Raw genomic sequence first — 21,658 nt, forward strand, 5'->3', positions numbered from 1 at the left:
GGATCGAAGGCGTCGAGGACCTTCCCAGCGCCATCTCGAACACGGCGTCCAGATCGATCGGCCCCGGGTCCTCCGCGAAGGCCGCCGCCATCCGCGGATAGGCGCCGCTCGCGATCTGGCTGCCCAGGTAGGCGAGGCGGACCGCGTTCTCCTGTTTCTCCGACCAGGGCAGGGAGCGGGTGCGCTCGGCCGTGGCAGCTCGTTCGCCACGTACACCGTCACGACGCCGTTGAGCAGCCCGATGAGCTGCATCTTGGTGCCGTAGGGCGCGTCGATCGGGTCCAGACAGGCCAGGCAGTGCTCCAGGTACCGCAGGGCGTTGGGGCTGAAGCCGTACACCGGGGACATCAGGCGCGGCAGCCACGGGTGGCGGTGCATCAGCGTGCGGGTCTGGTGGGCGACCCGGAGCATGTCAGCGCGCCAGTCGCCCGACGGCTCCCACAGCTCGTGCTCTCCGCTGACGGCGTCCACATCAACCCGTACAGGTCCTCCTTGCGGGGGACGTAGTTGTACAGCGACATCGTTCCGCAGCCCAGCTCGGCGGCGACGCGCCGCATCGACACCGCGTCCAGGCCGTCGGCGTCGGCGATCCGCACCGCGGCCGCCGCGATGTCGGCGCGGCTGTACGCCGGCTTCGGCCCCCGCCCCGTCCGCTCGGGACGGGCCCAGATCACTTCGGGTACGGCCGCTCGGCCAGCCATTGATCATCACCTCGCCCTCGCGTGCACGTGGATCGGGATCTTCCTGGGGCTGCTCACCCGCAGCAAGGACGCCGCCGGGCAGCTCGGTGCCTCGACCTTCGTGCTGCCCCTGCTGTCCAACGCCTACATTCCCACCGGCAACCTGGCGGGGTGGCTGCGCACGCTCGCCGAGTGGAACCCGATCAGCGCGGTGACCACGGCCCTGCGGGACCTGTTCGGCAACGCCCCCGTCCCCGAGGGCGCCGCCTGGCCGGTGGCCCACCCCGTAGCCGGGTCGCTGGCCTGGTGCGCCGCGCTGATCGGGGTGTTCGCGCCGCTCGCCGTCCGCCGGTACGCGCGCGGCGAGCGGTGACCGGCTGCTGACAAAACCGCCGCTCACGGGACATGATCCAACGCATGGATCAGCTCCCCCTGCCCCTTGCGGGCATCACCGTCGTCGCCGTCGAACAGGCCGTCTCGGCCCCCTTCGCGACCCGGCAGCTCGCCGACCTCGGCGCCCGGGTCATCAAGGTCGAGCGGGTCGACGGCGGCGACTTCGCGCGCGGCTACGACACCGCCGCCGGCGGGCTCGCCTCGCACTTCGTGTGGTGCAACCGCGGCAAGGAGTCCATCGCGCTGGACCTGAAGGACCCGCGCGGCCTTGCGGTCGTACGGCGGCTGGTCGCGGACGCGGACGTGTTCGTGCAGAACCTCGCCCAGGGCGCCGCGGCCCGGCTCGGGCTGGACGCGGCCACGCTGTGCGCCGCGCACCCGCGACTGATCGCCGTCGACATCTCGGGGTACGGATCCTTCGGTCCGTACGCGGACAAGCGGGCGTACGACATGCTCGTCCAGTGCGAGGCGGGGCTGGTGTCGGTGACGGGGACGCCCGAGCAGCCGGTGAAGGCGGGAATCCCGGCCGCCGACATCGCGGCGGCCATGTACGCCTTCTCGGGCGTGCTGGCGGCGCTGGTGCGGCGCGGCACGACCGGGCGCGGCGGGCCGGTCGAGGTGTCCATGCTGGAGGCGCTCGCGGAGTGGATGGGGCACACGCTGCACCATGCGATGCACGGCGGAACTCCCCCGGCGCGCACGGGGCTCGCGCACGCCGTCATCGCGCCCTACGACGCCTATGCCACGGCGGACGGCGGACGAGTGCTGCTGTCGGTGCAGAACGACCGGGAGTGGCGACGGCTCGCCGAACAGGTACTGGAGCGGCCCGAGTTGGGGACGGACCCGGCGTACGCGACGAATGCGGCACGGGTCGCGAACCGGGAGCGAACCGACGAACTGGTCGCCAAGGCGCTGGGGGCGCTGGACACCGAGGAGGCGCTGGCGCGGCTGGAGGGCGCGGGGATCGCGTGCGCCCGGCTGCGGGACCTGCACGAGTTGGCGGAGCATCCGCAGCTGGCGGCCCGGGAGCGGTGGCGGGAGGTGGGGACGCCGGCCGGGCCGCTGCGGGCGCTTCTGCCGCCGATCACGCTGCCGGGCGGGGCTCAGCCGCGTATGGGGGACGTACCCGCGCTCGGACAGCACACCGAGGCGCTGCTGCGTGCCGTGGGGATGACGGACGACGAGATCGCAGCGTTGCGCCGGGACGGTGTGGTGGCCTGAGCGCGGGCCCTGGAAGTCGGCCTCGAGGGACGCCGGTGACGCTCAGCGCCCGCCGAACAGCGAGCGGCGCAGCCGGCGCAGCGGTGCGAACAGCGACACCCGGCTCATCCGCGCGCTCCTGCCCGTGCGGTCGTGCGCGTCCCGCGCGGTCAGCTCACGCATCAGCGAGGTCGCCTCGGCCGTCTCGCGCTGCGGGACGGCAGGACCCGCCAGCACCGAGAGATGGCGGTCGAGACGCGAGCTGGTCGCGCTGCTACCGCACGTGATCGCAGGGACCCTCGCCCTGCTGCGCACTGTTATCTGCTCCATGTCACTCCCCACCCGTACGAGTCCACCCGGCCCGGGCAGAGTAACCCTATCGCCCCCTTGGGGCACTCGTGTATCGCTCTGACAGGATTCACCTTCCTCGTAAGGGTGTTGACGATTACTCTCCGAATCCGACCGATTTCAGGGCGAGTTGCCCAATGGGCTGGCTGGTGGGCTGAGCTGACCCCCCGTCGGGTTCGACGGTCACGGCGAGTGACGTGGCGGACTTGGTGAGGCCGGACGCGACCAGGGGTGTGTCGCCCTCGAAGAGTCCGAGGGAGCGCGGTTGCGCGCCGGGGCGCATGAGCCACAGCTGGCGCACCCTCCCACTCGGCGGGGCACCGTATCCGCTCAGGGTGATGACGGCCTGCCCCTCGGAGGCGGAAGCGATCACTCCGATACTGCGGCCCTGCGCGTCCCGGCTGGTGGTGGCCCGTGCGTCGGAGGCCGAGAGAACGTGGGCGATCTCACGTGCCCGGTCCCGCTGGGCGTCCAGTTGGTCCTGCGTCCGGTTGGCCTGGACGGCGAAGAGCGCGGCGACGACGAGGGCCGCGGCGGCGGTCGCGGTGGCGAACGGGACGAACAAGGGGCCCGTCCGGGGCGCACGGGTGCGCGCGGGCGGCGGCTGGGTGCCCCAGACGTGCGGGGGCAGTTGGGGAGTGTGCTCGCGGACCGGGGCGGGATCCTGCGGAGTCGTGCGGACGGCGGCCAGGACCCGGTCGCGCAGCGCGGCCGGCGCCGGCGCGGCCGCGGACCAGGCCAGGCGCACCGCGTCCTCGGACAGGGCGCGCACCTCGGCGGCACAGCTGTCGCAGTTCTTCAGGTGTTTCTCGAAGCGGACCCGCTCGGCGGGTTCGAGGGCGTCCAGGGCGTAGGGGGCGGCGAGGGAGTGCAGGTCCTCGCGGCGGAACAGGCGGTCGAGAAGGCTCATGCCGCACCTCCTCGGTGCACGGGGCGCAGGCGGTCCCGGTACGCCGGACGCAGACGGGCTCCGTGCACGGGGCGCAGGCGGTCCGGGGCGTTCATGCGACACCTCCCAGGCACTCGCGCAGCCGGGTGAGTCCGTCGCGCATCCGCGTCTTGACCGTGCCCAGCGGCAGGGACAGCCGCTCGGCCACTTCGCGGTACGTGTAGCCGTCGTAGTAGGCGAGGGTGACGGACTGCCGCTGGAGTGCGGTGAGGCGGTCCAGGCAGCGCCGTACCCATTCGCGCTCCAGTCCGGCCTCGACCTCCTCGGCAACGTGGTCGAAGGCGGGCGAGGAGGCGCGCAGCGCCTCGCGCTGCTCGCGTTCGCCGGCGGCGCGGGCGCTGCGCACCCGGTCTACCGCGCGGCGGTGGGCGAGGGTGAGGACCCAGGACAGGGCGCTGCCGCGTCCGGGGTCGAACCGCGCGGCGGACCGCCAGAGTTCGAGCAGCACCTCCTGGGCCACCTCCTCGGACTGTGCCGGGTCGCGCACCACGCGCCGCACCAGCCCGTACACCGGCCCGGACACCAGCCCGTAGAGCTCCTCGAATGCCTTCTGATCGCCCCCTGCCACGAGCACCAGAAGTTCCTCCGCCTCCACTCGTCTCCCCCTCTCTGCCGGCCGCTGAGGGCCCGTTCCGTCACACGAGGCGTTCGCAGCGCGCGCCTCCGGATGGGGTTACGGATCAGCGGGCCGAAAACGCGGGTCGAGCAGGGAGAAAAGATTTTCCGCCGCCGACCAATCCGCCCCCGCAGGGTCTCCGAATCCCCCAGCGACAGGCAAGTTGGCACTGAGGACGGATCGGCATGACACCTTTCTCCAGTCTCTCCGGGAGTGATGGGGGTGCCCCCAGGCGTTCAGCCCTGGGGGAGGGACGCAGAAGCCTCGCCACCCTCATCTGTGGGGCGCTGGCCGCCGGGGGGCTCGCGGCCGCCGGGGTGGCCACGCTGGAACCGGGGGCGGCCTCCGCCTCCAGCCACCGTGAGGCCCCGCTCATCTCGGGAACCCCGCAGTACGACAACACGGACGTGTACGCGTTCGTCAGCCCGGACAAGCCCGACACCACGACGATCGTGGCGAACTGGATCCCGTTCGAGGAGCCGGCCGGCGGACCCAATTTCTACACGTTCGCCGACGACGCCCAGTACGACCTGCACGTCGACAACAACGGTGACGCACAGAGCGAACTGATCTTCCGCTACACGTTCAGGACACACCGGAAGAACGGCAACACGTTCCTCTACAACACGGGCCCGGTCGACAGCCTGAACGACCCCGACCTGAACATCACGCAGACGTACGACATCGACCTGATCAAGCTGCACCACCAGAAGCTGGTCTCCAAGACGCGCCTCGCGGACAGCGTGCCGGTGGCGCCGTCGAACGTCGGCAAGGCGTCGATGCCGGACTACGGCAAGCTGCGCAAGCAGGCCATCTACAAGACGGCCAGCGGCGCGGCGACCTTCGCCGGGCAGGCCGACGACCCCTTCTTCCTCGACCTGCGCGTCTTCGACCTGCTGTACGGGGGCAACCTCTCCGAGGTCGGCCGGGACACGCTCAAGGGCTACAACGTCAACACGATCGCCCTGCAGGTGCCGAACGACCTGATCCGCGAGTCGGCGAACCAGCCGGTCGTCGGCATCTGGTCGACCACGCAGCGCAAGAACGCGCACGGCGGCTGGACGCAGGTCTCGCGCCTGGGCAACCCGCTGGTCAACGAGGTCGTCAACCCGCAGAAGGACAAGGACAAGTTCAACGCGTCCTCGCCGTGGGACGACGCACAGTTCCTGAAGAACGTCACCAACCCCGAACTGCCCAAGCTGATCGAGCAGATCTACAAGATCAAGGCGCCCGCCGAGCCGCGCAACGACCTGGTCGACGTCTTCCTGAAGGGCGTGAAGGGGCTCAACCAGCCGCCGAACGTGCGCCCGTCGGAGGAGCTGCGCCTGAACACCTCGATCAAGCCGACCGCCCACCCGAAGCGGCTGGGTGTCCTCGACGGCGACAACGCGGGCTTCCCGAACGGCCGCCGGCTGACCGACGACGTGATCGACGAGGCACTCCAGGTGGTCGAGGGCGAACTGGTCGGCGCCAAGAACGACCTGGGCGACGCGGTCGACAAGAACGACAAGAAGTTCGAGAACTACTTCCCGTACGTGGCCGAGCCGACGTCCGGTTCGCGCGGACAGCTCGCCAAGGGCACGTCCAGCGGCACCGACGTACGCAGCCAGCTGGGTGACGCCCTGCGACCGGCGGGCGCGTCCTCCGGCTCCTCCGACAACACCGTCCTGATCGCCGGCTCGGCGGCCTCGGGCGCGGCCGGAATCCTGCTGATCGGCACGGGCCTGGCGTGGTGGCGCCGCCGCATGCAGCGCCCGTACTGACCCCCGCCCCCACCGACTGGCGCGGCCCGCGCTCACCCATCCCCCACGGCGCGGGCCGCGCCGCCCACGCGACAACGGCCTTACCGGGCCAGCAGGTTGAACGACCCCAGGCGAGCGAGGAGAGGGCATGTCCCCGCGGAAGAACGACTGCGCACCGGAGAACGGGCACAGCGAGAAGCCCGCCGCGACGCCGGAGCGCGAGAGCGGCACAGTCCCGGCGCCCGGACCGCAGAACGGCGAGCACGGCAGGACGCCGAGTTCCACGCGGGACGGCGCACTCGGCACAGAGCCGCACGCAGGGCCTCGCAGCGCGCAGCCGGACGGTGACAGGCCGACGGCGACAGCAGCGACCGCCACGTCGGACGGCGCGCTCGGCGCGGGCCCGGGGCCGGAGTCGGGCAGCGAGAGGCCGACGGCGACAGCGACGGCCGGCGGGGCGGACCCCGAGTCCGGCGAGGCTGACCCCGAGTCCGGCGAGGCGGAGCCCGAGTCCGGCGGGGCGGACCCCGAGTCCGGCGAGGCTGACCCCGAGTCCGGCGAGGCTGACCCCGAGTCCGGCGGGGCGGAGCCATCAGTTGTCGGCGAGGAAGCCGAGGCACAGCGTGCCGCCGCCCAGCCCGCCGGTGCGGCCACCGTCGAGCAGCGGGTCGCTGCCGTTCGACGCGTCGGTGCGGCAGGGCGGCGGTGGCGGGCGTGGCAGCTCGCCGGGTCCGCCGTCCTGTTGGCCGTCGCGCTCACCGCCGGGGCCATCGCCGTCGGGGCGGCCCGGGACGGCGGAAAGGCCTCGGCGGCTGCCGCGTCCAGCGCCGTGTCGCCGGAGTTGTCGGCCAGTGGGAATCTCGACGCCAGTATCGCCTCCCTGCAGGCGCATCTGCAAGGACAGCCCAAGGACTACGGCGGGTGGGCGACGCTCGGGCTCGCCTACGTCGAGCAGGCCCGGACCAAGGGGGACCCGTCGCGGTATCCGCAGGCCGAGAAGGCGCTGGCGCGGTCCCTCGAGCTTGCGCCCGACAACGACCAGGCCCTCGCCGGGCGCGCCGCCCTCGCCGCCGCCCGGCACGACTTCCACGGCGCGTTGACCTACGCGGACAAGGCCCTGAAGCAGAACCCCTACAGCGAACGCGCCCTGTCCTCCCGTATCGACGCCCTGGTCGAACTCGGCCGGTACGACGAGGCGTCGAAGGCCGCCGACACCGCCGACGCCAGGCGCCCCGGGGTTCCGGTCTTCACGCGGTACGCCTACGTCCACGAACTGCGCGGCGACGTCACCACCGCCCGCCGCGTCCTCGCACACGCCCTCGCCACCGCCACCTCCCCCGGCGACATCGCCTACATCGCCGCCCAGCTCGGCCAACTCGCCTGGAACCAGGGCGACTACAAAACGGCCCTCACCGACTACGCCCGTGCGCTCGCCGCCGACGAGAACTACCTCCCCGCCCTGGAGGGCCGCGCCCGCGCCCAGGCCGCGAGCGGCGACCGGGCGGGCGCGATCAAGGGAATGGAGGAGGTCGTCTCCCGCTGTCCGCTGCCCGGCCCGCTCGTCGTGCTCGGCGAGCTGTACGAGGCCCGCGGCGCCGACGGCGACAAGGCCAGGGCCGGCGACCAGTACGCCCTCGTCGACGCCTGGATCGCCCTCGCCCGCGCCAACGGCGTCAACGCCGACCTCGACACCGCGCTCGCCGCCGCCGACCACGGCAACGCCGGGTCGGCTCTGCGCGCGGCCCGCGCCGAATGGGCCCGCCGCCACACCGTGCACACCGCGGACGCCCTCGCCTGGGCCCTGCACGTCAACGGCCTCGACCCGGAGGCCCTCCCCTACGCCCGCCGGGCCACGGCCACCGGCTACCGCAACGCCGCGTTCCTCTACCACCGCGGCATGATCGAACGCGCCACGGGCCGCATCGACGACGCCCGCACCCACCTGACCGCCGCCCTGAAGCTGAACCCCGGCTTCTCCCCTCTGGGCGCCCGTGAGGCCCGTACCGCGCTGAAGGCTCTGGAGGCGGCCAAGTGAAGTCCCCTCGTCGCGTGTTCGCCCGGTGCGCGGTCCTCCTCGCCGGCGTCGGCGCGCTCCTGCTCGTCCCCTCCGGCGCCGCGAGCGCGCACCCCCTCGGGAACTTCACCGTCAACCGCTACGACGGCCTCGTCGCCGCCCCCGGCGCACTGCGCGTCGACCACGTCGAGGACCTCGCCGAGATCCCGGCGACCCAGGCCAAGCCGGACATCGAGCGGCTGGGCATGACCGAGTGGGCCCGGCAGCGGTGCGACAAGGCCGCGCGGAGCAGCCAGGTCACCGTCGACGGACATGCGGTCGCCCTCACCATCGGCAGCAGCCACACGCGCGTGCGACCCGGTCAGGCGGGCCTCGACACCCTCCGGGTGGAGTGCCGGCTGACGGCTCCGCTGCCGAAGGGCGACGCGGTCACCCTCGGCTTCCACAGCGCGGGCGCGTCCTCCGGGCCCGGCTGGCGGGAGATCACCGCACGCGGCGACCGGACGACCCTCACCGCCGCCAACGTGCCGAAGGCGTCCGTCTCCCACGAACTCAGCAGCTACCCCAAGGAGCTGCTGTCCTCCCCGGCCGACACCTCCTCCGCGTCCCTGCGCGTGCGCCCCGGCGGCCCCGCCCTCGTCGACGACCACCGCGACGCGCCCGCCGCCTCCGTACTCCCCCGCGGCGCCGACCGCTGGACGCGCGCCCTGGACAACCTGGTCGCCCGCCACGACCTCACCCTCGGCTTCGCCGCCCTCGCCCTGGTCATCGCGGTCGGCCTCGGTGCCATGCACGCGCTCGCCCCGGGCCACGGCAAGACCCTGATGGCGGCGACGGCGGCGGCGCGCGGCGGCCGGGCCCGCCTGAAGGACGTGCTGCCACTGGCCGCCTCGGTGACCGTCACCCACACCCTCGGCGTGGTCGCCCTCGGCCTCCTGGTCACCGCCGGCTCCGCGGCCACCCCCTCGGTGATCGCCTGGCTGGGCATCGCGAGCGGCATCCTGGTGACGGTGGCGGGCGCCAACCTCGTACGCCGGGCCTGGCGCAACCGGGGGCACGGCCACGACCACGGGCACGGCCACAGCCACAGCCACAGCCACAGCCACGAGCACGACCACGAGCGCGAGCGCGACCACGACCACGACCACGACCACGACCACGACCACGACCACGACCACGACCACAACGACCGCAGCCACAGCCACGATCACCCTCACAACCACGGTCACCCCCACGCCGTCGAGCACACCCACGGCGGCTTCACCCACACCCACTCCACCGCTCCCACCCTCCGCGGCACCCTCCTCCTCGGCTTCGCCGGCGGGCTCGTGCCCAGCCCCTCGGCCGTGGTCGTGCTGGTGGGCGCCGCCGCGCTGGGCCAGGCCTGGTTCGGGCTGCTGCTCGTCGTCGCCTACGGCCTGGGACTCGCCCTGACGCTCACCGCCGCCGGGTTCGCCGTCGTCAAGCTCGGCAGCGGCATGACCCGCGTGCTGGACAAACGCCCCCGCTGGACCGCGGGCCCGATGGCGGCCCTGCTGCGCAGGACCGCACCTCTCGGCTCGGCCTTCGTCGTCGTGGCGCTGGGTGCCGGATTGATGCTCAAGGGGGCGGCATCCGCACTGGGCTGAGCTACTTTGGGGAGAAATCACGCGGTGTCACGCCGTGTGGAGAATTCGCCCGGATGCGAATGGGGGGCGCGGGTGTCCGAGGAACCGGGCCGTGAACGTGTGATCGCGGGCCGCTACCGTCTCCTGTCCCCCCTCGGCGAGGGCGGCATGGGGACCGTGTGGCGCGCCCGCGACGAGGTGCTGCACCGCGAGGTCGCTGTGAAGGAGGTGCGCGCCCCGGCCGGCCTGCCGGTCCCCGAGGTCGAGCGGATGTACGCCCGGCTGGAACGCGAGGCGTGGGCCGCGGCCCGGGTCACCAACCGCAACGTGGTGACGGTGTACGACGTGGCCACGGACGGTGGCCGCCCCTGGATCGTCATGGAGCTGGTGCGCGGCCTGTCGCTGGCCGACCTGCTGGACGCCGAGGGGCCGCTCACCCCGCAGCGCGCCGCGCACATCGGCGCCGAGGTGCTGGCCGCGCTGCGCGCCGCGCACGCCGCCGGGGTGCTGCACCGCGATGTGAAGCCGGCCAACGTGCTGCTGTCGAACGACGGTCGGGTGGTGCTCACCGACTTTGGCATCGCGATGGTCGAGGGCAGCTCCGCGCTGACCATGACCGGCGAGGTCATCGGCTCTCCCGAGTTCCTCGCCCCGGAGCGGGCGCTGGGCCGCACGCCGGGGCCGGAGTCGGACCTGTGGTCGCTCGGCGTGCTGCTGTACGCGGCCGTCGAGGGCAACTCCCCGTTCCGGCAGGACACCCCGCTCAGCACCCTGCGCGCCATCGTCGACGAGGAGCTGCCACCCCCGCGCCGGGCCGGCCCCCTCACCCCGGTCCTCGAGGGCCTGCTGCGCAAGGACCCGGCCGAGCGGCTGTCGGCCGAACGGGCCGAGCAGGACCTGCGGCTCATCGGGGCCGGCGGCACGCCGCGAGCGGACACCGTGGTGGCGTCCCCGTACGCGCCGACGGTCGCCGCTCACCCGCAGCAGCCGACCCCGCCGATGCCGCTCCCGACGGCCCGCACCCGGCCCGCTCCCGGCCCGGCCGCCACGGACCCCCGCCCGGGCCGCGACCGCCGGTCGGCCGTCGTGCTGATCGCCGGCCTGGCCGCCCTCGCGCTGGCGCTGGCCGGGCTGACGTACGCGCTGCTGAACCGCGACAGCGGCGGACACGGGAGCGCGAGCACCAGCAGCAGCCGGGGCGGCGACACGCCGTCACCGGCCGCGAGTGACAACCGCACCGACACGGGCGGCGGTTCGAGCCCCTCGCCGAGCGGCAGCCACTCCAGCACGCCCCCGCGGCAGTCCGTGACGGTGACGCTGGCCGGCGCGCACACGACGTACTCCGGGACCTGCCCGCCGCCGCGCGCGCAGGCGCCGGCCTTCACGGCGACCTTCACGGTGGGCCGGCTGCCCGCGGAGGTCGACTACCGGTGGGTGCTGAAGAACGGTGAGGTCTCCGACCCCGGCTGGAAGACACTGTCGTTCCCGGCGGGCGGCGGGACGTCGAAGCAGGACACGGTGGCTGTCACGACGTATTCGGACAGCGGGACGTCCCAGAACGCGATCAGTGTCGAGGTGCGCGCCCCGGTGCACACGACGTCGGACGCGGTGCCGTTCTCGGTGACGTGCGTGACGGAGACCCCGACGGGCGGGGCCTCCCCTTCGCCTACGGTTTCGGCCTCTCCCTGACGGTCAGGCCACGTTGGTCAGCACCGGCAGATAGCCGCCCGACTGGCCGGCGGCGGTGGGATGGTACGACTCGCCGATGTTGAGCCAGTTGACGCTGTGCAGCCAGGAGCTGCCGGAGCAGATCTCGTGGCCGGTGAACGTGCTGCCGACGTCGCCGAAGGTGAAACCGTGGTTCGCGGCCGCCTTGGCGATGGCGGCGTCCAGGTGGTCGGCCGCACCGTTGATCGCGGAGCGCTTGATCTCGGAGAGGCCGACGCAGGACGTGCCGAGCTTGTAGAAGCGGGGGTAGCCGAGCACGACCACGTGGGCGGAGGGCGCCTTGGCGCGGATCGCCGAGTAGACGCTGTCGAGCTTGCCGGGCAGCGTCGAGTCGACGTACGCCCTCGCGGTGTTGATGCGGGAGATGCAGTCGCTGTCGGACTGGAGCACACAGGTCGTCATGACGTCGGAGAATCCGGCGTCGTTGCCGCCGATGCTGATCGAGACGAGGGCGGTGGCGGAGCTGAGCGGGCCGAGCTGGTTCGCCAGAACATCATCCGTTCGGGCGCCCGAGCAAGCGGTGAAGGCGAACGAGGACGGTGCGTGGGCGGCGTTCCAGAGGTAGGGGTACGCGTTCGTGCTGCGGTCGCAGTCGCCGCTGGAGCTGATGTAGCTGCCGGCCCCAACCCCGGAGGAGTAGGAGTCGCCGAGGGCCACGTAGCCGCCGGTTGCGGCCAGTTGGGATGCCTGCGCCGACGCGGCCCCGGTGAGGGCGGCGCCGGCGGCCAGGAGGAGAGAGCTGACGTATGCGGCAAATCGGGAACGTCTCATGGAACCTCCCTTTAGCAGGATCTCTGCCATAACCGTCGTACCAACTACGCGTGTTGACGGGAAGTGTCCATGCCAAAACTTTTCAGCTCTCAACAGAAACCGCGGGCGTTCATCGCATGTTCGGCTGCCCGCCCGGGACGCCCCTTTGACAGGACGTCAACTCCCGGGAGGAGCCCGAGTGACGGCGAGGATCGTCCCGGTGACGGCCGCCCCGAGCCGCGAGCGACGGCTCCCCGGGGGCTACCGACGCTCCGGGGACCGCATGTTCAAAGTCGGACAAGAAGCGGTGAAGCCGACTTCCGCGTCTTGACGGCCCCCGCACGGCTGCGCGACATTGAAGCCCGGCATCCGGCGCTTCGGGGGGCAAAGTCGCCCATGCAGGCCATACGTATCAAGACAGCTTCATCCAAGGGCGCCGAGCGGGCGCGACCAGGACCGGGGAGGAGAGGCCGGTCGCCACTGCTCGCGGGCGCCGCGACCGCCGTCGGGGGGGTCGGCGCGATCCTCGCGCTCACCGACTCCACCTCCCCCCTGCGCGGCCCGTTCACGCTGTTCTTCCTGCTAGCTGCGCCGGCCACCGCCATCGCGGCCGCCCTGCGCGGGCTGGATCCCTTCGGCCGTTTGCTCGCCTCGGTGGCGGGCGCGGTCGTCCTCGACATGCTGGTGGCCCAGGGGATGCTGGCCGTGCACCGGTGGTCCGTCCGCGGCGGCGTCGTGGCCGTGACCGTGCTCAGCTCCGTCGTTCTCCTGCTGGTACTGGCAGGGCGGCTGCGCGGCCGTTCGGCGAGAAGACTGGGCTCCTGACGTGGACATGCTCCGAGGAGCCGGCGAACCCTTTCCTCGCCCCGGAGTTCACGCTTGCGGTGGCCCGCAGCAGACGCGGAGTGCGGATCGCGGTGGTGCGCGAGGGACGGCGGGCCGGCCGCGTTCTTCCCGTTCCGGAGATCGGCCGCCACCGACGGTGTCGCCCGTCCCGATCTCGGCCGGGACCGGAAGGAATACAAGGACTCCCTGAAGACACGCGAACTCCTGGTGTTCTGAGGGTGGGTGACATGCCGTCATCCGGTTGCGGTCGGACACCGGGCGCGCCGCGCTCCGGTCCGGCGCAACATGGTGCTGTCGCGGCCGGAACTGTTCGAGCCGGCGGACCGAATTCTCAAACGGATGGGAAAAATCCGTTCGAGGTGATGAGCAACGTCGGACAAAGTTGTGTAACGGCCAAACCAACAAAAACGTGAGGCCTCGTTCCAGGTCTTGCCATACGGGTTCAATCATCAATACCGTCGTACATCTCACCCGCATCGGTACGTCAGTACGCGGCTCTAGGGGAGGGCTCAAGGACCGCGACGTTCCGGCGCGGGGCGCGGTAGGGGGGTGCCGTGCTCGGTGACCACATGTGTGACCGAGCCGTGCCGCGCGACCGGCTGCCGTTTTTCGGTGAACCGGCCAGCTTTGCCAGCTCACCCGGCGTGCACGGAGATCCATTTCGCCGTGCCCCGAGTGAGAACCCCCCTTTCGAACCGGACAAAGAGCCGGGCCGCCCAGGGGCGGGCGGTCCACCGGACGAGAGGGACAAGACTCATGAGCTCCGTTCTGCGCACGCCGGCTTCAGGCCAAGGTCCGTTAATGGCCGCCCAATACCGGCCGATCTCTTCTCACCTGGCCATAGCGCCGCCGGTGAGTGTGGTGATTCCCGCCATGAATGAGGCGGAGAATCTCCCCTACGTCTTCAAGACGCTTCCGGACTGGATACACGAAGTGGTTCTTGTGGACGGCAATTCCACCGACGACACCGTCGAAGTGGCCCGTGAGCTGTGGCCCGAGGTCAAGGTCGTCGAACAGCGGGGCAGGGGCAAGGGGGACGCCCTGATCACCGGCTTCGAGGCCTGCACCGGCGACATCATCGTGATGGTCGACGCGGACGGCTCGGCCGACGGCAACGAGATCGTGTCGTACGTCTCCGCCCTGGTCTCGGGCGCGGACTTCGCCAAGGGCTCCCGCTTCGCCAACGGCGGCGGCACCGACGACATGACCTTCATCCGCAAGCTCGGCAACCGGGCCCTGTGCGCGGTCGTCAACCGCAAGTTCGGCGCCCGCTACACCGATCTGTGCTACGGGTACAACGCTTTCTGGCGGCACTGCCTCGACAAGATCGACCTGGACTGCACCGGCTTCGAGGTCGAGACCCTGATGAACATCAGAGTGGTCAAGGCCGGGCTGAAGGTGCAGGAGATACCCAGTCACGAGTACCTCCGCATCCACGGCACCAGCAATCTGCGCGCCGTGCGGGACGGGTTCCGGGTCCTCAAGGTGATCCTCAAGGAGCGCTCCAACCGGCGTGTGCTGCGCCGGCAGGCGCAGCACACGCCGATGCTCGACTCGTTCCAGGGAGAGGTGTCTTGAGCGATCCCGACATCTCCGTCGTGATCTGCGTCTACACCGAGGACCGCTGGGAGGACATCCTCGCGGCGGTCTCCTCGGTGCGGGCACAGTCCCGGCCCGCCCTGGAGACCCTGCTGGTCGTCGACCACAACCAGGCGCTCCTGGACCGGCTGGCCAAGGAGTACAAGGAATACGAGGAGACCACCGAGGTGCGGGTGCTCGCCAACGCGGGCCCCCGTGGCCTGTCCGCAGGCCGCAACACCGGCATCGCCGCCTCGCGCGGCGAGATCATCGCCTTCCTCGACGACGACGCCGTGGCCGAGCGGGACTGGCTGCGCCGCTTCGCCGAGGGGTACGAGGACCCCCGGGTGATGGCCGTCGGTGGCCGCACGATGCCGATCTGGGCGTCGGGCCGCCGACCCGTCTGGTTCCCGGAGGAGTTCGACTGGGTGGTGGGCTGCACCTACCGGGGACTGCCGCCGGGCCGGGTCCGGGTGCGCAACGTCCTGGGAGGAAACGCTTCGTTCCGTCGAACGGCATTCGACGCGGCGGGCGGCTTCGCCACCGGCATCGGACGCGACGGCGACAAGCGCCCGCTGGGCTGCGAGGAGACGGAGCTGTGCATCCGGCTCACCCGCGCCCGGCCCGACGCGATCCTGCTGATCGACGACCGCGCGGTCATCCACCACCGGGTGCCCGAGACGCGCGAGCACTTCCGCTACTTCCGCACCCGCGCATACGCCGAAGGCCTGTCCAAGGCACTGGTCGCCCGCAGCGTCGGCGCCGGCAAGGGACTGGAGTCCGAGCGCCGCTACACCAGCCGCGTGCTGCCCGCCGGGGTGGCGCGCGGACTGCGGGACGCGCTCCTCGCCCGTCCGGGCGGGGCGGGCCGCGCCGGGGCGATCGTCGCCGGCGTGCTCACGGCCGCGGGCGGGTATGTCGTCGGGAGCGTCCGGGCGCGCGGGGGAGGCGCGGCCTTCCACGTCGTGGAGATCGCGGACGGCGAGGGGGGAAGAGCCGTATGAGCGCACCCGTACCGGTGCTCATGTACCACGCCGTCGCCCGGGAGCCGGCCGAGCTCACGCGCGGCCTTTCCGTGGCTCCGGAGGCGTTCGCGGAGCAGATGGCGGTGCTGAAGGAACTGGACTTCACGCCGGTCACCACCGCCCGGCTGGCCGCCCACTGGCGAACGTCGTCCTTCGAGCCGCTGCCCCCGAACCCCGTCCTGATCACCTTCGACGACGGCTACGAGGGCGTGCACCGGCACGCGCTGCCCGTGCTCGCCCAGCACGGCTTCCCGGCCACGCTGTTCGTCTCGACGGGCTGGATCCAGGGCGCCTACGACACCGGCGGCGGCCTGGACACCATGCTCGACTGGGACCAGGTGCGCGAGCTCGCGGCCGGCGGGGTCGAGATCGGCGGGCACAGCCACACACACCCGCAGCTCGACCAGCTCGACGAGGACGCGCTGTGGTCGGAGCTGACCCGCTGCAAGGAGATCATCGCCGACGAACTGGGCGCCGTCCCGGCCTCCTTCGCCTACCCCTACGGCTACTCCAGCCGCCGGGTGCGCGAACGGGTGCGTCAGGCGGGCTTCGCGCAGGCGCTCGCCGTCGGCAACGGCCTGGCGCGCCGCGGGCAGGGCCCGTACGCCCTGCACCGGCTCACCGTGCGCCGCAGCACGACCGTCCAGGAGTTCGAGCGGCTGGTCCAGGGGCGTGCGATCGCCCGGAACTTCGCCAGGGACCGCGCCCTCACCAAGGGGTACGCCATGGTCCGCAGAGCACGACAGGTCCGCCGGAAGGCCATCCGTACCCGTGTCTGACACGACGACCACCACCGCGACCCAAGCGCCCGCGACCGAGGCGCCCGAGCAGCCGGGACGCCGTCTGCGCCTGCCCGGACGGGGCCGGTCCCCCGGCGGCAACCAGCTGTTCCGCAACGCCTACGCCCTGATGCTCAACACCGGGATCTCCGCGGTGCTGGGCCTCGGCTTCTGGCTGGCGGCGGCCCGCTACTACTCCGAGTCCGCGGTCGGCCAGGGCTCCGCCGCGATCGCCGCAATGAAGTTCCTCGCGGGCCTGACCGCGGTGACGCTGACCGGCGCACTGGCCCGCTTCATCCCCGTCGCCGGACGCAGCACGGGGCGGTTCATCTTCCGCACGTACGCGGGCAGTTCCGTCGTGGTGGCGCTGGCCGCCGGGGTCTTCCTGCTGACGCTGGACGTGTGGGGGCCGTCGTACCGCTTCCTGCACGGGCCCCTCAACGGCCTCGGCTTCGTCGTGGCCATCGTCGCCTGGAACCTGCTCACCCTCCAGGACGGCGTCCTGACCGGGCTGCGCAGCGCGCCCTGGGTGCCGGTGGGCAACACCGTCTTCTCCGCGGTGAAGCTGGGCCTGCTCGTCGCGTTCGCCGTGGCGATCCCCACCAGCGGTGTCTTCGTCTCCTGGGTCGCCGCGATCGCCACCTCGGTCGTCCCGCTCGGCTGGCTGGTGTTCCGGCGACTGGTGCCCCGGCAGGTGAAGGCGACGGAGGACCACGCCAGGCCTCCGACACTGAAGGAAATCGGGAGGTTCCTGGCCGGCGACTACACCGGCTCGCTGTTCTCGCTCGCCGTCGTCTACCTCGTCCCGGTGATCATCGCCTCGCAGGTCAGCTCCGAGGACAACGCGTACTTCTACATCACGACGACCATCGGCGGCACCGTCAACCTGCTCGCCATCAACATGGGCGCCTCGCTGACCGTCGAGGGCTCGCACGACCCGGACCGCCTGGCGGCCAACACCCGGGCGGCGCTCAAGCGGATGGCGCGGATCATGGTGCCGATCTGCGGGCTGCTGTTCCTCGGTGCGCCGTACATCCTGCACGTCTTCGGCGAGGGCTACGCGCACGCGGCCACCCCGCTGCTGCGCTGGTTCGCGGTCGGCGCGCTGCTGCGGGTCGTGATGGAGACGTACTTCGCGGTGCTGCGCGCGCAGAGCCGCACCGCCGGGCTGGCCTGGCTGCAGGGCCTGCTGTGCGTCCTCGTGCTGGGGCTGACGCTGCTGCTGCTCCCGCGCCTGGGGCTGACCGGCGCGGGCGTCGCCGAGATCTCCAGCCTCGCCGTGATCGTCACGATCGCCGCGCCCAAGCTGTTCAGGACGATCAAGGCCGCACCCGCCGCCGGCGTCCCCGAGGACGCGGCACCCGACGGGGACCTCGCCGACCTGGGGGCGCGCGAGGTCCCCGCCGGAACCACATCGCACCGGCGTCCCGCGTGGGCCTTGGACTCCGACACCCTCGCCCTGGGCATCCACGTCGACTTCGACCACCAGGAACGCCGGCCCGACGTGCGCCCCGGTCCGGGCACGCCGCCCGCGGGCTCGGCCGTGGCGCGGCCCGACCACCGGCCGACGTGGGCGCTGCGGCCGCTGCGGCCGGAGGCCGTGGGGCTGCCCGTCGAGACGGGGGTCCCCCCGCTCGAGCGAAGTCGAGAGTGGGGGAGGGAGCCGGGCTCGGAGGCTTCCCTCGGGCCGGCCGAGAGGGAGGTGGACGCGCCGTTCGGGGCCGAGGAGCGGGCCGTCGTACCGGAGGCGCCGGCCGCGGCGGAGGAGGACACGGGGGAAGAGGCCCTTCGCGAGGAGCCGGAGGTACGTCAGCCCGACGCACCCCCGCTGTCCTGGCGGGAGCGCCTGGTGCCCACCCGGCCCGGTGTCGTCCTCGGCTGTCTGCTGCTCGCCGCGCTGCTGCTGTACTGGGTGCCCGCGTCGCGGCTCGGCGAGTCCGACCTGGACGGGATGGGCGGGCTCGGCCTCATCTCGGTCCTGCCGCTGCCGACGCTGGTCGGGGCGGCGCTGCTGGTGACGGTGTTCGCCTCGCTGCTGTGGCTGGGCCGCGAGCACAGGGCACTGCTGCTGGTCACCGTGCTCGCCACCGTGATCTCCCTGCACGCGTTGCCCGCGCTGATCGAGACCGAGCCGCGGTTCGCGACGGCCTGGCAGCACCTGGGGTTCATCGACTACATCGACCGCACCGGGTCGGCCGTGCCGGACCTGGACGCGCGCTGGAGCTGGCCGGGCTTCTTCGCGGTGGCCGCGTTCGTGGCCAGGGCCTGCGGCCTGACGGACTTCACCGAGGTCATCCGCTGGTGGCCGCTGACCATGCAACTGCTCTACCTGGCGCCGATGTTCCTGCTGACCCGCTCGCTGCGGGCGAGCTGGCGGGCCAAGTGGACCGGTGTGTGGATCTTCGTGCTCAGCGGCTGGGTGGGCCAGGACTACTTCTCCCCGCAGGGCTTCACGTATCTGCTCTACCTGGTCTTCGTGCCGATCCTGCTCGTGTGGTTCCGGGCGCCGCGCGTGATCTGGACCAAGGCGCGGCCCGGCGAGGCGGAGGTGGAGCCGACCGACCGGCGGCAGCGGGCCGTGCTGCTGATGGTGATGGTCGGCCTGTTCGCCGCCAGCGTCCCGGCCCACCAGCTGACGCCGTTCGTGATGCTGGGCGTGCTGGCGGCCCTGGTCCTGACCGGGCGGTCCGAACTGCGCGGCCTGCCCATTCTGTTCGCGGTGGTGGTGGCGTTCTGGCTGGGCTTCATGGCCGAGCCGTACTGGTCCGGGCACTTCAACGACCTCTTCGGCGGGGTCGGCGGCGTCGGCAGCAATGTGTCGACGTCCGTCTCCGGCCGCATCCAGGGCGGCGACCCGACGCACAAGCTCGTCCTGTACACGCGCGTGCTGCTGGCCGGCGGTGTCATGGCCTTCGCCTGCTGGGGCTGGTGGCGGCGGCGCGAGCACGAGTACCGCGAGCGGTCGCTGCTGGTGCTCACCTTCGTGCCGTTCCTGGGCTTCGGCATGCAGTCCTACGGCGGCGAGATGGCGCTGCGCGTCTTCATGTTCGCCCTGCCGGGGGCGGGCCTGCTCGCCGCTCTCGCCCTCTTCCCGCGCGCCGGCGTCACCGCCGAGGAGCGCGAGAAGGACCGGGTGAGCCTGGCGCCGATCGCGGCCCTCATGGCGGGTCTGCTGCTCATGGGCGGCTTCCTGGTGGCCCGGTGGGGCAACGAGGCCTTCGAGCGGATCCGGCCGGGCGAGGTCGCGGCCATGGACTACGTGTACGCCCACGACAAGCCAACCGTACGGCTGCTCTGGCTGAGCAACGACACGGTCGACAACGTCACGCCGGCGATGCCGTGGGGCACGAAGGACATGGAGCGCGTGAACTATGTGCCGACGTTGGCGCCGGCCGACCCGGTACTGGTGTCGGGCCTGGTGAAGGCGCTGAAGGACGCGGGCCCGAACTCGTATCTGATGGTCAACAGGAGTCAGGTCACGTACCTGCAGATGGACGTGGGCTATTCGGCCACCTGGGCGTCGCGGCTCGTGCAGAACCTCGACAACCGGCAGGAGCTGAAGAAGGTCCTCGCCAACGACGACGTGACCATGTACGCCCTGCGCAAGCAGCCCGCGGGCGCCGTGCCGAAGCCGCACCCGGGGCCGATCGGGCCGAAGGTGACGTGGACGCCGTGGTCGGTGGTCGGCGGCCTCGCTGCCCTTGCGCTGATCGTGATGCTGACGGCCCGGGAGGTCGTCCGGGTCGCGATGCGGCCGAGCGTGCGGCAACTGCGGTGGCTGCAGAGCAGCTTCTGGTTCTCGCTGCCGCTGCTTGCGGTGCTGTTCGCCTCGCTGGTGCAGCGGTTCCTGACGATGGGGCGCGGCTGAGCGTCACCCGGTGAAATGGCTCGGGCGGTGTGCGGTTCTCACCGCCCGAGCCACTTCACTTCGTAGGCCCGCATGTCGAACCGCTTGCCGTCGACCTGAGCGCTGATCGACCGGTTCAGGGTGTTCACCACCAGGACGGTCCTGTCGCTCGCCAGGACGCGGACGTTGGGCACGTCGTCCCGGGCGACGGACACGGTCACGTACCTGGTGCCCGGCGGGAACTCCCGGCTGAAGCGGGAGACGAGGTCATACATGGGCAGCGCCCTACCGCCGTCCGCGGAGTCGGTCGGCGTCCACAGGCAGCCGGGGCAGTCGCTGCCCTTCTCGTCCTCGGGATTCCAGTAGAAGCCGGAGGAGGCGCCGCCCTTGACCATGGCGATCAGGCCGGCGGCCTGCACGGCGACGCGGTGCGGCTCGGACCAGCCCTTGCGGTCGTCGTTGCCGTCGGCGGGCTCGACGTAGTACTCGGCCCACCACAGCGGCAGGTCGTGCGTCCGCTGCCGTACCCACTCGCTGACGGCCGTGAGCTTGTCGGTGGCCGCGAACTCGTTGGGCAGCAGGTCGTCGTCCCTGGTGTAGCTGGAGCCGTCCACGACCACGAAGTCGGCGCCCGCCTTGTGCGTGTTCCAGTAGTCGAAGGCGTCGAGGACGCGCTGGTCCATGGCGCCCCAGGTGCCCCTGAACGTCGTCGAGGCGTCTTCCTTCTGGCGCGGGTCGACGCTGTCCATGACGAGGTACGGGCCGCCGACCATGATGTCCTTGTTCACCTTCTTCAGGGCCTGGTAGACGAGGTTGTACAGCTGGGTGTACCCCTCGTAGTCCCAACGGCCCTCGGCGTCGTTCCAGAAGCCCTTGAACTCGTTCCAGACGATGAAGTGGCGCACGTCCGGATAGCGCTTGGCGACGGTCGCGGCGAGCGCCGCGAAGTCCTTGTAGTGGTCGGGCCTCGGGGCGGTCTCCAGGGCGGCCTGGCTCCAGTTGGTGTTGTCGACGCCGGCCTTGCCGCCCTTCATCCAGTCGGGCGCGCAGCACAGGGTGACGACCGGGGTGCCGCCGGACTTGCGGACGAAGTCGATGCGGCGGTCCATCGCGCCGAAGTCGTACCGCCCCTTGACCGGCTCCGGGTTGTCGGCACCCCAGCCCATGATGTGCTGGTTCTGGGGCAGGCCCGCCGACTGGTCCAGCAGCCCCTCGACGCGGTCGGTGGCGGCGCCGCTGCCCTCGTCCGCGCTGAACTGCGTGTGCGTGAAGCCCCAGCCGAGATACGGCTCCGACTGGTGCGGCGGGGTCGCGGGCGTGCCGTGCACCTTGTCGCCGTCGCGCGAGGTGCCGGCCGTGCTGCCGCCCCCGGGCAGTGTGTTGATCAGCGTCACGACCAGGGCCAGAGCGGCCACGCCGACGCCGAGCAGCGCGGTGAGCCGCCACCGCCGTGCCCCCGAAGTCCACCCATGACGTCCCATCAAAGGCAACAGTAACGGCGGAAATCGCCCCTGGGACAGGTAGCGCAGATGCACGACTTTGTAACAGGGCGGACG

At 71.8% G+C, this 21,658-nt stretch carries 14 protein-coding genes and 4 pseudogenes; 12 read left to right on the plus strand and 6 right to left on the minus strand.

Annotated elements, in window-relative coordinates; translation table 11 throughout:
* Window positions 1–25: 25 nt before the first annotated feature.
* Window positions 26–701: pseudogene (locus tag ABZV31_RS13650) on the minus strand (TetR/AcrR family transcriptional regulator); the annotation flags it as partial.
* 25 nt (window positions 702–726) lie between these two features.
* On the opposite strand from ABZV31_RS13650, the pseudogene ABZV31_RS13655 reads away from it, so the two are divergent.
* Window positions 727–1,053: pseudogene (locus tag ABZV31_RS13655) on the plus strand (ABC transporter permease); the annotation flags it as partial.
* Window positions 1,054–1,097: 44 nt separating this feature from the next.
* A complete protein-coding gene (locus ABZV31_RS13660) occupies window positions 1,098–2,294 on the plus strand; it encodes a CaiB/BaiF CoA-transferase family protein (protein ID WP_355892368.1) in 1,197 nt (398 codons plus the stop codon).
* 42 nt (window positions 2,295–2,336) lie between these two features.
* Here the strand turns inward: ABZV31_RS13660 and ABZV31_RS13665 are convergent, their stop codons facing one another.
* From ABZV31_RS13665 to ABZV31_RS13675, 3 genes and pseudogenes are all read right to left on the minus strand, one after another.
* Complete coding sequence (locus ABZV31_RS13665; protein ID WP_355892371.1) at window positions 2,337–2,603, minus strand: hypothetical protein; 267 nt, start codon at window positions 2,601–2,603, stop codon at window positions 2,337–2,339.
* A gap of 115 nt (window positions 2,604–2,718) precedes the next feature.
* Window positions 2,719–3,531: an anti-sigma factor gene (locus ABZV31_RS13670; protein WP_355892374.1), complete on the minus strand. Its 813-nt coding sequence runs from the start codon at window positions 3,529–3,531 to the stop codon at window positions 2,719–2,721.
* A gap of 91 nt (window positions 3,532–3,622) precedes the next feature.
* Window positions 3,623–4,168 (minus strand): annotated as a pseudogene (locus ABZV31_RS13675) (sigma-70 family RNA polymerase sigma factor); the annotation flags it as partial.
* 203 nt (window positions 4,169–4,371) lie between these two features.
* Here ABZV31_RS13675 and ABZV31_RS13680 point away from each other — a divergent pair.
* From ABZV31_RS13680 to ABZV31_RS13695, 4 genes are all read left to right on the plus strand, one after another.
* Entirely contained in the window at window positions 4,372–5,949 is a 1,578-nt protein-coding gene (locus tag ABZV31_RS13680; protein WP_355892377.1) for a DUF4331 domain-containing protein, read from the plus strand.
* Window positions 5,950–6,076: 127 nt separating this feature from the next.
* Window positions 6,077–7,963, plus strand: coding sequence for a tetratricopeptide repeat protein (locus tag ABZV31_RS13685; RefSeq protein WP_355892380.1), 1,887 nt, complete (start codon window positions 6,077–6,079; stop codon window positions 7,961–7,963).
* A complete protein-coding gene (locus ABZV31_RS13690; protein ID WP_355892383.1) occupies window positions 7,960–9,570 on the plus strand; it encodes a sulfite exporter TauE/SafE family protein in 1,611 nt (536 codons plus the stop codon). The genes ABZV31_RS13685 and ABZV31_RS13690 overlap by 4 nt, the downstream gene beginning before the upstream one ends.
* Window positions 9,571–9,642: 72 nt before the next feature.
* Complete coding sequence (locus ABZV31_RS13695) at window positions 9,643–11,238, plus strand: protein kinase (protein ID WP_355892386.1); 1,596 nt, start codon at window positions 9,643–9,645, stop codon at window positions 11,236–11,238.
* A 3-nt stretch (window positions 11,239–11,241) separates the two neighbouring features.
* On the opposite strand, the gene ABZV31_RS13700 is transcribed toward ABZV31_RS13695, so the two are convergent.
* Window positions 11,242–12,048, minus strand: coding sequence for an SGNH/GDSL hydrolase family protein (locus tag ABZV31_RS13700; protein ID WP_355892389.1), 807 nt, complete (start codon window positions 12,046–12,048; stop codon window positions 11,242–11,244).
* A 375-nt stretch (window positions 12,049–12,423) separates the two neighbouring features.
* On the opposite strand from ABZV31_RS13700, the gene ABZV31_RS13705 reads away from it, so the two are divergent.
* From ABZV31_RS13705 to ABZV31_RS13730, 6 genes and pseudogenes are all read left to right on the plus strand, one after another.
* Window positions 12,424–12,852 (plus strand): hypothetical protein, encoded by a 429-nt coding sequence (locus tag ABZV31_RS13705; protein ID WP_355892392.1) that lies wholly within the window; start codon window positions 12,424–12,426, stop codon window positions 12,850–12,852.
* A 141-nt stretch (window positions 12,853–12,993) separates the two neighbouring features.
* Window positions 12,994–13,236: pseudogene (locus ABZV31_RS13710) on the plus strand (cellulose biosynthesis protein CelD); the annotation flags it as partial.
* A gap of 393 nt (window positions 13,237–13,629) precedes the next feature.
* On the plus strand, window positions 13,630–14,451 hold the full coding sequence (locus ABZV31_RS13715) for a glycosyltransferase family 2 protein (RefSeq protein WP_355892395.1): 822 nt from the start codon (window positions 13,630–13,632) through the stop codon (window positions 14,449–14,451).
* Window positions 14,448–15,455, plus strand: coding sequence for a glycosyltransferase family 2 protein (locus ABZV31_RS13720; protein WP_355892397.1), 1,008 nt, complete (start codon window positions 14,448–14,450; stop codon window positions 15,453–15,455). The genes ABZV31_RS13715 and ABZV31_RS13720 overlap by 4 nt, the downstream gene beginning before the upstream one ends.
* The gene (locus ABZV31_RS13725; RefSeq protein WP_355892400.1) at window positions 15,452–16,255 is read left to right on the plus strand and encodes a polysaccharide deacetylase family protein; all 804 of its coding nucleotides are present in this window, start codon (window positions 15,452–15,454) and stop codon (window positions 16,253–16,255) included. Before ABZV31_RS13720 ends, ABZV31_RS13725 begins: the two co-directional genes overlap by 4 nt.
* Window positions 16,248–20,123 (plus strand): lipopolysaccharide biosynthesis protein, encoded by a 3,876-nt coding sequence (locus ABZV31_RS13730; RefSeq protein WP_355892403.1) that lies wholly within the window; start codon window positions 16,248–16,250, stop codon window positions 20,121–20,123. The genes ABZV31_RS13725 and ABZV31_RS13730 overlap by 8 nt, the downstream gene beginning before the upstream one ends.
* 38 nt (window positions 20,124–20,161) lie before the next feature.
* Here the strand turns inward: ABZV31_RS13730 and ABZV31_RS13735 are convergent, their stop codons facing one another.
* Window positions 20,162–21,583: a xylan 1,4-beta-xylosidase gene (locus tag ABZV31_RS13735; RefSeq protein WP_355892405.1), complete on the minus strand. Its 1,422-nt coding sequence runs from the start codon at window positions 21,581–21,583 to the stop codon at window positions 20,162–20,164.
* Window positions 21,584–21,658 lie beyond the last annotated feature (75 nt).

This window comes from Streptomyces sp. NPDC005202 (genome assembly GCF_040608235.1).
Classification (GTDB): Bacteria; Actinomycetota; Actinomycetes; order Streptomycetales; family Streptomycetaceae; genus Streptomyces.

Bases quoted from the DNA above. Each gene is read 5' to 3' on its own strand.
- ABZV31_RS13660 (WP_355892368.1), top strand. From the start codon at position 1,098: ATGGATCAGCTCCCCCTGCCCCTTGCGGGCATCACCGTCGTCGCCGTC.
- ABZV31_RS13665 (WP_355892371.1), bottom strand. From the start codon at position 2,603: ATGGAGCAGATAACAGTGCGCAGCAGGGCGAGGGTCCCTGCGATCACG.
- ABZV31_RS13670 (WP_355892374.1), bottom strand. From the start codon at position 3,531: ATGAGCCTTCTCGACCGCCTGTTCCGCCGCGAGGACCTGCACTCCCTC.
- ABZV31_RS13680 (WP_355892377.1), top strand. From the start codon at position 4,372: ATGACACCTTTCTCCAGTCTCTCCGGGAGTGATGGGGGTGCCCCCAGG.
- ABZV31_RS13685 (WP_355892380.1), top strand. From the start codon at position 6,077: ATGTCCCCGCGGAAGAACGACTGCGCACCGGAGAACGGGCACAGCGAG.
- ABZV31_RS13700 (WP_355892389.1), bottom strand. From the start codon at position 12,048: ATGAGACGTTCCCGATTTGCCGCATACGTCAGCTCTCTCCTCCTGGCC.
- ABZV31_RS13705 (WP_355892392.1), top strand. From the start codon at position 12,424: ATGCAGGCCATACGTATCAAGACAGCTTCATCCAAGGGCGCCGAGCGG.
- ABZV31_RS13715 (WP_355892395.1), top strand. From the start codon at position 13,630: ATGAGCTCCGTTCTGCGCACGCCGGCTTCAGGCCAAGGTCCGTTAATG.
- ABZV31_RS13725 (WP_355892400.1), top strand. From the start codon at position 15,452: ATGAGCGCACCCGTACCGGTGCTCATGTACCACGCCGTCGCCCGGGAG.
- ABZV31_RS13735 (WP_355892405.1), bottom strand. From the start codon at position 21,583: ATGGGACGTCATGGGTGGACTTCGGGGGCACGGCGGTGGCGGCTCACC.